Raw genomic sequence first — 13521 nt, 5'->3', positions numbered from 1 at the left:
GAAAACTAGCTTTATCATGCCCCTTTCAACGTCTGCTCGCAAGACATCGCGCGACAGGAAAAACGTGCAAGTGCCCTGAACTGGGGCTTCGCGGAGTGTTGAGTGCCCTCACTTGGCATTGGGGCGGTAACATCGTAGCGTTGGCTGGATGACATAGAGGTCTGAAACGATATCTTCTGGGACTTGCGCTAGCCGCTATGCTCGAAACAGTGACATCATCACCCTCCCCGGCGCCACCGCATCACTCATGGATGACGTGACTCGATGATCAAGGATAGTGATCTCTCTCGACATGGGCCAGATACCGGCCCGCCCGATCTTCGCTCCCTAGACAAACAGCGTCCGTTCGGCAAGCCCTTGCGCCTATGGCTGGGGTTGACCGCACTCTCCTGTCTCTCACTTGGCGCCCTGCTGGTATTTCAAGAATCGCAGAGTCGCGAGCAGGACATTCTGCAGGCCCAGGCGACACAGATGCTGGTCGCCAAGGAGCGGCGTCAACAGGCCAGGTTAATGGTGGAGCAGACGCTCGGCATGATCGCCTCGCGACATCGCGATTACGAGCATCGTCTGCAACGTCTTCTCATCACCACCATGCGCTCCCCATCACTGGGCATCAGCCATCTGAGTGGACGCGATCGCTCCTTCGTCAGCACCGAACTGTTGCGCCAGTTCCCGGACCTGCGCATCAACCCCGACTGGATCGACATCGTGCAGCTCCCCACCACGCTCCACCCTGACTGGTGGAACCAGGAGCTGAATCAGCGCCTCAATGCGGGCATGCGCAAGCCACAATTCCTGCGCGGCACGGATGCCGGGCTGGTGTTTGCCGTGCCTCTGGGTCAGGAGGAAGGCAGCCCCGGCGCCGTGCGCCTTGATCGTCGACAGCAGCCTGCCCCCTGGGCGCTGGTGCATATCGACCCGAAGATGGTGGCCTTTCTGGTCGCCAATGAGCTGAGACAGTCTCTGCACGCCAGTATCGAGCGCGAGGAAAGCCGCTATGTCTGGATCAACGAGATCCTGGACCCGACCGGCGGTGAGGACTATGCACGCCGCTTGATCCATCCTCTGCTTCCAGCCACCGAAGGCAAGTTGCTGTCGACCGAGTACCAGGACAGCAGTGGCCGCTTCCCGTATCGCACCGAGCTCGAGGGTGTCTTGAACGGCAGTGGCATCTACTTCGATTACCGCTTCCCCAAGCGCCCGGGTGCCGAGCAGGTCGACAAGATCGCCTACGCCGCCCTGTATCCTCCCTTCCAGTGGATCATCGCCAGTGGAGTCTATCTCGATGACATCAGTGAAGCCGCCTTCCAGGCGCACGAAGACTTGATGAACAAGAAGCACGCGCTGGAGCGTTGGCACTTTCTGATCACCCTGCTGGTGACCTTGATGCTCTGCCTGGCCTTTGGCTACGCCTTCCTGCGCCAGTATCGCGAGCGACAGCTGCAGATGCGCCAGCGCATGAATCAGCTGGAGCATGAGCTTGAGCAGCGCGGCGAAGACAGGCTCGGGTCGGTGATGCGCATGATCCGCGAGGAACGCTGTCCCGAGCGCTCGGGAGAAGACTTTCTGGCCGCCAATCTTGTCGGCGCCATCGCGACACGACTCGGGATGGACCGCCAGGAAATCGCCACGTTGGAGCGCGTTGCCATGCTGCATGATATCGGCAAGCTGGCGCTGCCCGACTCCCTGCTGCGGCCGCGCGATGAACTCCATTTCGATCAATATCACTTGCTGCGTCGCCATGTCGAGGTCGGGGCACGCATGATGGAAGATGCCCTGATGGCACCCGCGGAAGCGGACCTGTTGCGTGCCAGTCAGCAGTTCATGCTGGGGGCCTGCAGCAGGTTGACACCGTATGCAAACGGCAACGCTGCCGCGATCTCGCAACCCTCTGAAACACCTCCTGCCATGTCTCCGTCTGCGCCTCCTCGTGCAGATATCCCACAGGCAGAGCAGACCTCGGCCGATATAGCAGCGACGTCGCTCGCTGCCAGCACTCTGGCACTGGTCGTGCAGGTCATCGAACTGGTGCGACACACCGGTGTCAGTGAGGCCCAGGCACTGAGCGAGATCGAACACCGTCTAGGCCTTATGCCACCAGAGTTGCTGCAGGCGGCGCGTGAAGTGCTGACGGAGCAACCGATAGCGCCGGCGCCCACCCTGCATCGACTCTGCCCGCAGCAGGTAGAGCGTGACCCGAACCGGTGGCGCGACAGCCACAGTGGCTGCTTCACCCGCGCACTGCTGGATACCGCTCTCGAAGCGCTGGCCCGGGAGTGTCAGGACGCCATGGGGCAGCACATCACGCTGTGCCATCTTCATCTGGGCAGCCTGAAAGGATCACGCCGCGGCGCTGCCGACAGACACCTTGCGCCACTCGATGCCCAGCTTGGCCCGCACCTGAATGCCTGCTTCTATCCGTTGCGTGTCTTCCGCGTCAGTGAGGGCAACTTCATCGTGATAGGGCACCAATGTCGGGATAACTCGCCTGCGCGGAAAGTGACTCGCCGCCCTGAAGGCAATGAGCCACTGTTCGAGGCACCAGCCAATGGCACTGCCTCGCCGCCCACCCTCGATTCCCTGACATCGCTGCTGTCATCGCTGGAAGACACCGCGACGCTCGAGATCACGCTGCTCGATCTCTCATGTGCCCAGACACTCAAGGAATGGCAATTGACCCTCAATGGCCACCTGGCTCGCTACTCGCCATCGGCGTGATCTGATCATGGCGTCAGGCTTTCCTGGCGACCCGCTTCCCGATGACCCGCTTTGCATGTGAGCCGTCTTCCCAACCGTGACAGGGGCCAGACATCGTGTCTGGCCCCTGTCGTTGAGGACGCACCCTTTTTACTCCCCCCTTGTTACCCGCCTCGTTGTTGGCTGCGCCCTTGTTAGCTGTGTCGGGCGAATTTTTCGCGCGACCAAAGTTGAAGAGCTTGCGGCTTGTTGAAATGTCCGACATTTATTAATGTGTGTTCAGACATTTATCCTGATGCTCGGAACCTCATGCGTCAGCGCCACGCTCCAAGGCGGTGCGATGCAGTGACTCACCTGACCATCCCCTCACGACAGGCATCTCAATGACCGACTCTCTGGCGGCAGCCTCACTCGCCACTGACAGCGCCTCGGCGGACGACGCGAGCCCGCGCAGCATGGAGGCCATCGCCACCTGCATGGCGCGGGAAATCCTCGCGGGCAGCTTCGGCCCCGGTGACAGCTTTCCGCGTGAACTGGACCTCTGCCAGCGCTTCGACGCCAGCCGCAACCGTGTTCGCAACGCCCTGGCTCAGCTGGTGAGCGCCGGGCTGCTGGAACGCACCGCCGGGCGTGGCACCATCGTGCGCGAGATGAGCGAATGGCAGCTGCTGGATCCGCTGATGAGCCATTGGGTCAGCGGTCTCGACGGTATCAACCCGGACCTGATGCGCGAGATCTACGCCTTCCGCCTGTCCGTCGAGCCCTATGTCAGTGCGCTGGCCGCAATGAAGGCCAACGCCCAGGACCTCGCGCGCCTGGAACGCGCCTTCGAAGGCATGGTCAATACCGCCAATGACAGCTCGCGCGAGGCGCATGCCGAGCACGATGTCGCCTTCCACGAAGCCATCTACCACGCCACGCACAATCTGGTGTGGACACAGCTTGGCAGTTTGCTGCGCCCTTCCATCAGCCAACTGATTCACAGTACCCAGCAGTCCGCGCAGCAGCATGATCACAGTCATCATCGCGCCAGCCTCGATCGTCACCGCGCGGTGATGGAGGCCATTCGCCTGCGTCAGCCCGAGATGGCACGCACCTGTGCCGAGCGCGTACTGGAGACCGCAGCGCGCGATCTTGGCTTCTCACCGGACCACCCACAGCTGGGGCACCGCCGCTTCTGATGCTGATCAGGCGTCAGCTGATGACGGCTTGTCCCACGACCCGTTTCACTTGGCGCTGACCCTCGTTCAAATGCCCATTCTCATAAGGATGCATCCGTGAAAATCACCCGACTCAAGACTTGGCAAGTTCCGCCGCGCTGGCTGTTCCTCAAGATCGAGACCGATGAAGGCTGCTATGGCTGGGGCGAGCCGGTCATCGAGGGCCGCGCCGCGACCGTCGAGGCCGCCGTGCACGAACTGTCCGATTACCTGGTCGGTCAGGACCCGCGCAATATCGAGCACCTGTGGAACGTGATGTACCGCGCGGGCTTCTACCGTGGTGGCCCGATCCTGATGTCTGCCATCGCTGGCATCGATCAGGCGCTGTGGGACCTGAAGGGCCGTGATCTGGGAGTGCCCGTGCACCAGCTGCTCGGCGGCCCGGTGCGCGACAAGATGCGCATGTATGCCTGGACCGGCGGCGATCGCCCGTCAGATGTCGGCGCAGGCGCCAAGGCGCTGGTCGATCAGGGTTTCACCGCCTTCAAGATGAACGGCACGCCAGAGATGCAGATCGTCGATTCGCACAAGAAGATCGATGATGCGGTGGCACGTGTCGCCGAGGCTCGTGACGCGGTCGGACCAGATGTCGGCATCGGCATCGACTTCCATGGTCGCGTGCATCGCCCAATGGCCAAGGCGTTGCTGCGTGAGCTGGAGCAGTTCCATCCGATGTTCATCGAGGAGCCGGTCGCGCCTGAGCACCTGCCGTCGCTCAAGCACATCGCCGAAGGCATCGCGACGCCCATCGCCACCGGCGAGCGCCTGCACACCCGCTTCCAGTTCCGCGATCTGCTGGCGGACGGCATGGTCGATATCATCCAGCCGGACCTTTCCCACTGTGGCGGTATCAGCGAAGGCCTGAAGATCGCCACCCTGGCCTCGGCCTACGATGTGGCGCTGGCGCCGCACTGCCCGCTCGGCCCGCTGACGCTGGCGGCCTCGCTGCAACTGGACGCGGTGTGTCACAACGCCTTCATCCAGGAACAGAGCATGGGAATCCACTACAACAAGGACAACGACGTACTGGATTACCTGGTCGACAAGGATGCGCTGGCGATCAAGGACGGCTTCTGCACCATTCCGCAAGGCCCGGGGCTGGGGGTCGAGATCGACGAAGCCTTCGTCGAGGAGCGTGCCAAGGTCGGCCATCGCTGGCGCAATCCGGTGTGGGCCCACGAAGACGGCTCCGTCGCCGAGTGGTAATGCCGAGCAAGCCGCAACGCACCCGCTGACAACCTAGACGCCATGCCAGGACAGGCCTTCCGCCGAAGGCCTGTCACGCTCAAGGAAGGATTCGACATGACTCGTACCGCATCATCCACGTCTGAAAGCCCCGCCTTCGCCGACTTTCGCTACCCGGACCTCGAAGGCGCCAGCGTCTTCATCACCGGCGGTGGCTCCGGCATCGGCGCCGCGCTGACCGAAGGCTTCCTCGCCCAAGGTGCCAAGGTCGCCTTCGTCGGCCTGTCCGATGCCAACGAATTCTGTGACGCCATGGAAGCTCGCTACGCCAATCGTCCGCTGTTCATCCCCTGCAACATCCAGGACATCGAGGCACTGCAGGCTGCCGTCGCCCAGGCGCGTGAGGCCCACGGCCTGATCAACGTGCTGGTCAACAACGCCGCGCGTGACACCCGTCATACGCTGGATGAGTGGACGGTGGAACAGTGGGATGAATCCATCGCGACCAACCTGCGCCCGCAATTCTTCACTGCCCAGGCCGTCGCCCCCGACATGCGCGCGCTGGGTGGCGGCGCCATCATCAACCTGTCCTCCAACAGCTACATGCTGGGACTGGGCGGCTACCCGACCTACGTGACCGCCAAGGCCGGCATCATGGGCATGACCAAGGCGCTGGCGCGCGAGCTGGGGCCGGACGCCATTCGCGTCAACTGCCTGATTCCGGGCTGGGTGATGACGGAGCGTCAGCGCGAGCTGTGGGTCAACGACAAGGACTTGAAAGAGTGCATTGATCAGCAGTGTCTGAAAGAGGCCATTCCGGTCGAGTACATGATCAATCCGTGCCTGTTCCTGGCCTCCAGCGCCTCGCGCATGATGACCGGCCAGCCGATGGTGGTAGACGGAGGCCGAGTGTGAGCGCCCTCAGCGTCACGCCGGCCTGGATCGCCGTCGATTGGGGCTCCAGCAATCTGCGCGCCTGGGCCGTCACTGACGAAGATGAGGTCATCGCTCAGGCCAGCAGTGCCCGTGGCATGCTGGGACTGGCGGCGGATGAGTTCGAGGATGTACTGCGCGTGCTGATCAATGATTGGCTGCCCGACGATGAGACCTCTCCCATGCCGGTGCTGATCTGTGGCATGGCCGGCGCGCGTCAGGGCTGGCAGGAGGCGGCTTACCTGCCGCTGCCCGCAAAGAAGACGCCTTCCCGTGATGTGCTTGCTGCGCTCAGTGAGCGGCTGACCCATGTCACGACGCGCGACAGCCGCCTTGCCGTCGCCATCGTGCCGGGCCTCTGTCAGCAGCAGCCGACCTACGATGTCATGCGTGGCGAGGAGACCCAGCTGGCGGGCCTTGTCGCCGACCAGCCCGACTACAGCGGAGCTGTGTGCCTGCCCGGCACCCACGCCAAGTGGGCGCATCTCGCCAATGGCGCCATTACCGGCTTCAGCACCTTCATGAGCGGCGAACTCTACAAGCTGCTCAGTCAGGATTCGGTGCTCAAGCACTCCGTCGCTGCTGGAGATCTCACCGACGTCACCCAGCGCGATGCCTATCTGGAGGGCATCGATACAGCGCTTGCTGCCCCGGAGCGCACCACTGCGCAACTGTTCGGCATTCGTGCCCGCGATCTGCTCGATACATCTCTGCCTCAGAGTGACGCTCGCAAGGCGGTGCTCGGTGCACGCCTGTCAGGCCTGGTGCTGGGGCTTGAGCTGGCGGGCGCCACTGCGGAGCTTTCAGATCACACCACCATCACCCTGATCGGCGACGTCGTGCTGTGCCAGCGCTATCAGTTCGCGCTGGAGCATCTGGGCTATCAGGTCACCACCGCGGCCAACGCCGACATGATTCTGGCAGGGCTCGGACGCATCCGGCGTGGGCGATCATCCGCACAGGCATCGTCGTCGGGCGGTGGCTTGTCATCAAAACATGCCTCTGTGAACCATTGATTGAGCATTTCTGGCATTGCCAGCCAGCATTTCTCTCTTCACACAGCCCTTGTTCACACAGCCCTTGTTCACACAGCTCCTCTTCAAATAGACCCATTTCTGGAGATTGCCATGAGCCTGCCTCTGGTCGCCATACTGCGCGGTGTGACACCGCAAGACGTCATCGCCATCGCCGACGAGATCATCGCCGCCGGCATCACCCGCATCGAAGTCCCGCTCAACTCCCCACAACCGCTGGAGAGCATCGCCGCGCTGGTCGAGCACTGCGAGCGCGCGCATGACGGCAAGATCCTGATCGGTGCCGGCACCGTGCTGACCCCACAGCAGGTACGCGATGTGCACTCCGCCGGCGGCCGTCTGATCGTCTCTCCCAATGCCGATGTCGACGTCATCCGCGAAAGCCGCCGCCTGGAGATGGTCTCGCTGCCCGGCATCGTCACGCCGACGGAAGCCTTCGCGGCTCTCGCTGCCGGCGCCTCGGGCCTCAAGCTGTTCCCGGCGACTCAGGTCGGCATCGTCAACATGAAGGCCATGCTGGCCGTGTTGCCCAAGGACATCGAGCTTTATGCCGTCGGCGGCATCGGCAGTGACAACTTCGCCGAATGGCGTGCGGCGGGTGTCCACGGCGCCGGCCTCGGCACGGCCATCTACACGCCCGGTCTGAGCGCGGCCGAAGTGGGTGAACGTGCCCGCACGCTGGTCGCGGCATGGCTGGCGGCAGACTGATAACGACAAGTCACGCCGCCGCAAGAGTGACGAGACAACGAACAGAGCACGCATATCGCAAAGGAGCAGCAGATGATGTCATCCCCATGCCTTGGCACTGCCAGGCGCGTCGTCGCCAGTGGCTGCGAGCTGGGCGAAGGGCCGGGCTGGACGCCCACGACAAGCACCCTACCTGCGCGGGTGCGCTGGCTGAACATCCTCGCCGGTGAGCTGCATCACGCGGCCGCGGACGGCAGTGATCACGTCATCACTCAGCTGGCGCGCCGCACCTCCTACGCAGCCGTTACCCAAGACGGCGATTACCTGCTGGTCGGCCAGGGAATGCTCTCGCACTTCAATCCCGAGACCGGCGCCGTGGAGGATTTCATGCCCTTCGAGGCGGACGCGGCGCCGGCCACGCGCAGCAATGATGCGCGGGTCGATCGCCACGGCAGTCTGTGGCTGTCGAGCATGGGCTGCAACGCCGAGTCCGGCGCTGGCAGCCTCTATCGACTGCATCGCGGAGAGCTGACACGCGTACTCGAGGGGCTGACCATTCCCAATGCGCTGTGCTTCTCGCCGGATGGCCGCTTCGCCTATTTCACCGACACCGTCACCGGTCAGGTGATGCGCTGGCAGCTGGACGCCGATGGCTGGCCACTCAAGTCAGCAGGTGAATACAACGCCCCCGAAGTCTGGGCCGATCTGCGGGATGCCGGCGGTGGCCCGGATGGCGCCGTGATCGATGCCGAAGGCCATATGTGGATCGCGCTCTGGGGGGCCGGCCGCGTGGCAAGGCTGGACCACGACGGCAAGGAAATCGCTCATGTGGCGCTGCCGGTCAGTCAGCCTTCGTGCCCGCTGTTCGGTGGCGAAGGGCTGAGCACGCTGTATGTCACCACGGCGCATGAAGGCATGGCCGCGCCGGATCATGCGGCAGGTGATGGTGACCTCTTCGCGCTGGATCTGTCAGCACACGGCTTCAAGGGACTGGCAGAGCCACCGCTGGTGCTGGGCTGACACCGCCATTCCCTCTCTGATCTTTCTTTATTTCTGGACCTCTCATGATGACTGCAGACGCCCCATCCTCCCGACCTCCGGCTGCGCCTGACGCTACCTGGTCAAGCGATCAGCAGTGGTTGAGCCTGAGTGCCGATGGCATCCAGCTGCAGCTGGATCTCGCCGATGGCCTGCTCAAGCTGGCCCATTTCGGGCGCATCGCGCCCATCAATCCGGAGCAGCACCGCCTGATGAGCGCTGCTGCCACGCCCCAGGCCAGCCTGGATCAGCTGCCGCCCAATACCCTGTTCAATGATGCCGGGCTCGGCTTTGCCGGCTATCCCGCGCTGATCGGTGATCGCGAAGGCCGCGACTGGCTGACGGCGATGCGCCTGAGCGATGTGGCCTGCTCGACGGATGCCTCCGGCGCTCACGCCCGCCTTACGCTTCGCGACAGCCTGAGTGAGCTGGAAGTATTGCTGGCGCTGACCGTCACCCGCGAGGGCGTATTGCGTCAGCAGACGACCCTGACCAATCAGTCATCCGCGCCCTATCGGCTCGAATGGCTGGCGGCCGCCTGCCTGCCGCTGCCGGTCCGCTTCGAGGAGTGCCTGAGCTTCGGCGGCCGCTGGGTGCAGGAATTCACCGAGACGCGTCATCGTCTCAGCGAAGGCACCTTCACGCTCGAGAACCGTCGCGGCCGCGGCTCGCATCAACGCGTGCCGACGCTGATCACCGGCACGCCAGGTTTCAGCGAGCAGCGTGGCGAAGTCATCACCGCGCATCTGGCGTGGAGCGGCAACCATCGCGCCCTGATCGAGCGTCAATTCGATGGCAGCACCCAATTGCAGATGGGCGCCCTGCTGCTGCCTGGCGAGCAGATGCTGGCCGCCGGCGACAGCGTGACCACCCCGGAAGTGGTGATGGCCTGGTCGGATACGGGCATCAATGGCGCCAGCCAGCGCATGCATCGCACCCTGCGCGCGCGCCTTGACTGGCCGGTGGCCGACAAGCCGCGTCCGGTTCACGTCAACACCTGGGAAGCACTCTACTTCGATCACGACGCGGCACGTCTCGAGGAGTTGGTTGTTGCTGCCGGTGAGGTGGGTGCCGAGCGTTTCGTGCTCGATGATGGCTGGTTCGTCGGCCGGAATGGCGAGCGCGCCGCCCTTGGCGACTGGTATCTGGATACCGGCAAGTACCCGCAGGGGCTGGGGCCGCTGATCGAGTCCGTGCATGCGCACGGTATGGAATTCGGCCTGTGGGTCGAGCCCGAGATGGTCAACCCGGATAGTGAACTCTTCCGCACCCACCCGGACTGGATTCTCGGGCTGGAGGGGCGCGAGCAGCCGCTGGGACGTTATCAATGCGTGCTGGATCTGACTCGCCGCGAGGTCTGTGACTACCTGTTTGCGCGCCTCGATGCGCTGCTCAGCGACTACCCGATCAAGTATCTGAAATGGGACATGAATCGCGACCTGACCCACGCAGGCGGCCAGTCGGAGAAAGGACGCGGAAAGCCTGCCGCCCATGCCCAGGTCAGCGCGCTCTACTCGCTGCTGGCCCGCCTGCGAAAGGCGCATCCCGGCGTCGAGATCGAGAGCTGCGCCTCGGGTGGCGCGCGCACCGATCACGGCATTCTGCGACACACCCATCGCGTCTGGACGTCTGACTGCAACGACCCCCACGAGCGCACACATATCCAGCGCGGGGCCAGTCGCGTGCTGCCGCCGGAGCTTCTGGGCGCGCATATCGGGCCGCAACATGCCCATACCACCTCGCGGCGCACGTCGCTCGCCTTCCGTGCCTCCACGGCGCTGTTCGGTCATCTGGGGCTGGAGCTGGATGTCAGCCAGCTCGATCAGGCAGAGCGCCGTGAGCTGGGCGGCTGGATAGCGCGCTACAAGGCGCTGCGTGGCCTGCTGCATAACGGTGTCAGCTGGCGTCTGGATTGCCTGGACGACGATCAACATGCCCATGGCGTGGTCAGTCAGGATGGGCAGCAGGCCCTGTTCAGCATCAGCCAACTGGCCATGCCACGCCACGCCGTACCCGCCGCCCAGCCGCTGGCCGGCCTGCAAGCCGACACGGCCTACCGGCTCGAGCTGCTGGAACTGCCGGAGCACCCGGAGCGACGCATGAAGCAGCTGCCCGCCTGGATCAGCCGACAACAGGCCGGCGAGCCGGTAGTAGTCTCCAGTGAGTACCTGATGCGTGAAGGCCTCGCCCTGCCGGTGCTGGACCCCGACCAGGCAATCCTGATTCACCTTCAGGCGGTTACGGCATGACGCGTACCACGCAGGATGTCATTGCGTGCGCCGCGCTCGCTCCCCATTTTCAGCATCAAGGATGAACCCCATGCAACTCGGTGTCTGTTATTACCCGGAACACTGGCCACGTGATCGCTGGCCGCAGGATGCTCGCGACATGATGGAAGCCGGCATTCGTGTCGTGCGCATCGGTGAATTCGCCTGGAGTCGCCTGGAGCCCAGCGCGGGTGACCTGCGCTTCGAGTGGCTGGATGAGGCCGTCGAGATTCTGGCGGCGGCCGGTCTCAAGATCGTGATGGGCACGCCCACGGCGACACCGCCCAAGTGGCTGGTGGATGCTCATCCGGAAATTCTGGCAGTCGATGAGAATGGCGACACACGCGGCTATGGCTCTCGTCGTCACTACTGCTTCTCTTCGCCGACGTTCCGCACCTTGAGCGAGCGCATCGTGCGCCTGATGGGCGAGCGCTACGCCCACCATCCCGCGGTCATCGCCTGGCAGACCGACAACGAGTACGGCTGCCATGACACCATCCTCAGCTACTCCGCAGCCGCCCGCGCCCGCTTCCCGCAATGGCTCGAGGCGCGCTATGGCACGGTCGAGGCCCTCAATGAGGCCTGGGGCACGGTGTTCTGGAGCATGGAAGTCAGCGAATTCTCCCAGGTCGAGGCGCCCGTCGGCACTGTGACCGAGCCGCATCCGGCCATCGTGCTCGATTATCGACGCTTCTGCTCCGACATGGTGGTCGAATACAACCGCCTGCAGGTCGATACCCTGCGCGCCGCGGGTGTCAGCGGCGACATCGTGCACAACTTCATGGGCCTGTTCACCGAATTCGATCACTTCGATGTCGCCCGGGATCTGGATATCGCCAGCTGGGACAGCTATCCGCTGGGCTTTCTGGAGCGCGGTGCCCACGACGACGCCTCCAAGGCCCATTATCGCCAACAAGGTCATCCGGACTTTGCCGGCTTCCATCACGACCTCTACCGCGCCATGTGCAAGGGCCGCTGGTGGGTGATGGAGCAGCAACCGGGCCCGGTCAACTGGGCGATCAGCAACGCCGCGCCCTTGCCCGGCATGGTGCGACTGTGGAGCCACGAAGCCTTCGCGCATGGCGCCGAAGTCGTCTCCTACTTCCGCTGGCGTCAGGCGCCCTTCGCCCAGGAGCAGATGCACGCTGGCCTGCTGCGCCCGGATGGCTCGCCCGCCTCGGCCTGGCCGGAGCTCTTGCAGGTGCGCGATGAACTGGCGACACTCGCGGAACATGACACGACGACTGCCCAGCAGGCGCCCGTCGCACTGATGTTCGATTACGCCTCCATCTGGGCCTGTCAGATCCAGCCCCACGCCGAGAACTTCAACCCGCTCGAGCTGTACCTGAGCTGGTACAGCGCGCTGCGGCGGCTCGGGCTTGATGTCGATATCGTCTCACCGCACGATGCGCTTTCTGGCTATTCACTGATCGTGCTGCCCTGTCAGGTAATTGCCGATGAGGCGCTGGCGGCGCGTCTGAGCACGGCGCGCGATTCAGGCAGTCGCGTGGTGATCGGCGCCCGCTCCGGCTCGCGCACGCCGGAGTTTCAGATACCCGCGCAGCTGGCACCCGGCGCACTCAGCGAGCTGACGGGCGTCACGGTCGATCGAGTCGACGGCCTGCGGCCAGGTGCCGAGCCGGCCGTCACGTTGAGCAATGGTGTACACGGCCATGCCCTGCGCTGGCGCGACCTGCTCGACCATCAGCGCACCAGTGCCCAGGTGGTAACGCGCTTCGAGGATGGCGAACCCGCCATCCTGCATCATCGAGGTGTCAGCTATCTGACCGCCTGGTTGAGTGAAGACAGTCTGGTGGCGATTCTACAGGCGGAGTGTCAGGTCTGCGGCATCACCACTCATGCCCTGCCCGACGGCGTGCGCCTGCGGCGGCGCGGGCCGCTCTGCTTCGCCTTCAACTATGCCCCCGAGCCGCGCTGGTTGCCGGAAGACCTCGTCAATGACAGCGGGCTGCTCACCGGTAGCCGGGTGCTGGCACCCGCTGATGTCTGTATCTGGTTCAGTGACGAAAAGCGCCCCTGAGTGAGGCGGCTCCTGCCCCCTCATTCAACGCGAAGATCGACTTTGCTTGAAAGCAGGACATCTCTCGGATCTCGCGACCGGCAGACTGTTCGATCACTTGTCGCGGCGCCTTCGGGCGCCGTTTTTCAGGGCCCTATTCTGGACATCCATGTCATTGGCCCAGACTTCATGAGTGACTACACTGGCGAGCCGACACAATCCCCGCCCACCGGACGACTGATAGTTCAAGATTGGTTGATTGAAAACAAAGCAAGATAACGGTATATTTTGAATATAAGACGACTCTCTATTCGCTTGACGAGACAGGTGGCATCCAGTCGGTACAGCGCTCACAGACCGCACTTCGCTGCCACTTAAGGCGCATTGTTCTCATGTCAGACAATCTCTAATGTGCTGGATGTCTCTGTATATAAGCCAAT

At 63.6% G+C, this 13521-nt stretch carries 9 protein-coding genes; all 9 read left to right on the top strand.

Going from position 1 to position 13521, the window contains the following annotated elements; translation table 11 throughout:
• The first annotated feature begins 264 nt into the window (after positions 1–264).
• A complete protein-coding gene (locus QQF40_RS07000; RefSeq protein WP_285460815.1) occupies positions 265–2718 on the top strand; it encodes a cache domain-containing protein in 2454 nt (817 codons plus the stop codon).
• A 362-nt stretch (positions 2719–3080) separates the two neighbouring features.
• A complete protein-coding gene (locus QQF40_RS06995) occupies positions 3081–3878 on the top strand; it encodes a FadR/GntR family transcriptional regulator (protein WP_285460814.1) in 798 nt (265 codons plus the stop codon).
• 96 nt (positions 3879–3974) lie between these two features.
• On the top strand, positions 3975–5123 hold the full coding sequence (gene dgoD, locus QQF40_RS06990; protein WP_285460813.1) for a galactonate dehydratase: 1149 nt from the start codon (positions 3975–3977) through the stop codon (positions 5121–5123).
• A 96-nt stretch (positions 5124–5219) separates the two neighbouring features.
• Entirely contained in the window at positions 5220–6017 is a 798-nt protein-coding gene (locus tag QQF40_RS06985) for an SDR family NAD(P)-dependent oxidoreductase (RefSeq protein ID WP_285460812.1), read from the top strand.
• Positions 6014–7051: a 2-dehydro-3-deoxygalactonokinase gene (locus QQF40_RS06980; RefSeq protein WP_285460811.1), complete on the top strand. Its 1038-nt coding sequence runs from the start codon at positions 6014–6016 to the stop codon at positions 7049–7051. Before QQF40_RS06985 ends, QQF40_RS06980 begins: the two co-directional genes overlap by 4 nt.
• Before the next feature lie 111 nt (positions 7052–7162).
• Positions 7163–7777: a 2-dehydro-3-deoxy-6-phosphogalactonate aldolase gene (locus QQF40_RS06975; protein ID WP_153635796.1), complete on the top strand. Its 615-nt coding sequence runs from the start codon at positions 7163–7165 to the stop codon at positions 7775–7777.
• A 72-nt stretch (positions 7778–7849) separates the two neighbouring features.
• Positions 7850–8776: an SMP-30/gluconolactonase/LRE family protein gene (locus tag QQF40_RS06970; RefSeq protein ID WP_285460810.1), complete on the top strand. Its 927-nt coding sequence runs from the start codon at positions 7850–7852 to the stop codon at positions 8774–8776.
• 44 nt (positions 8777–8820) lie between these two features.
• The gene (locus QQF40_RS06965) at positions 8821–11043 is read left to right on the top strand and encodes an alpha-galactosidase (protein ID WP_285460809.1); all 2223 of its coding nucleotides are present in this window, start codon (positions 8821–8823) and stop codon (positions 11041–11043) included.
• A 70-nt stretch (positions 11044–11113) separates the two neighbouring features.
• Positions 11114–13102 (top strand): beta-galactosidase, encoded by a 1989-nt coding sequence (locus tag QQF40_RS06960; RefSeq protein ID WP_285460808.1) that lies wholly within the window; start codon positions 11114–11116, stop codon positions 13100–13102.
• Positions 13103–13521 lie beyond the last annotated feature (419 nt).

Source organism: Cobetia sp. LC6 (assembly GCF_030264805.1).
Lineage (GTDB): Bacteria > Pseudomonadota > Gammaproteobacteria > Pseudomonadales > Halomonadaceae > Cobetia.
The sequence above is the reverse complement of the archived record's forward strand: the minus strand, read 5'-3'. Positions and strand labels throughout refer to the sequence as shown.

Coding starts and splice junctions, on each gene's coding strand:
- QQF40_RS06960 (WP_285460808.1), top strand. CDS start 11,114: ATGCAACTCGGTGTCTGTTATTACCCGGAACACTGGCCACGTGATCGC.
- QQF40_RS07000 (WP_285460815.1), top strand. CDS start 265: ATGATCAAGGATAGTGATCTCTCTCGACATGGGCCAGATACCGGCCCG.
- QQF40_RS06975 (WP_153635796.1), top strand. CDS start 7,163: ATGAGCCTGCCTCTGGTCGCCATACTGCGCGGTGTGACACCGCAAGAC.
- QQF40_RS06985 (WP_285460812.1), top strand. CDS start 5,220: ATGACTCGTACCGCATCATCCACGTCTGAAAGCCCCGCCTTCGCCGAC.
- QQF40_RS06995 (WP_285460814.1), top strand. CDS start 3,081: ATGACCGACTCTCTGGCGGCAGCCTCACTCGCCACTGACAGCGCCTCG.
- QQF40_RS06970 (WP_285460810.1), top strand. CDS start 7,850: ATGATGTCATCCCCATGCCTTGGCACTGCCAGGCGCGTCGTCGCCAGT.
- QQF40_RS06965 (WP_285460809.1), top strand. CDS start 8,821: ATGATGACTGCAGACGCCCCATCCTCCCGACCTCCGGCTGCGCCTGAC.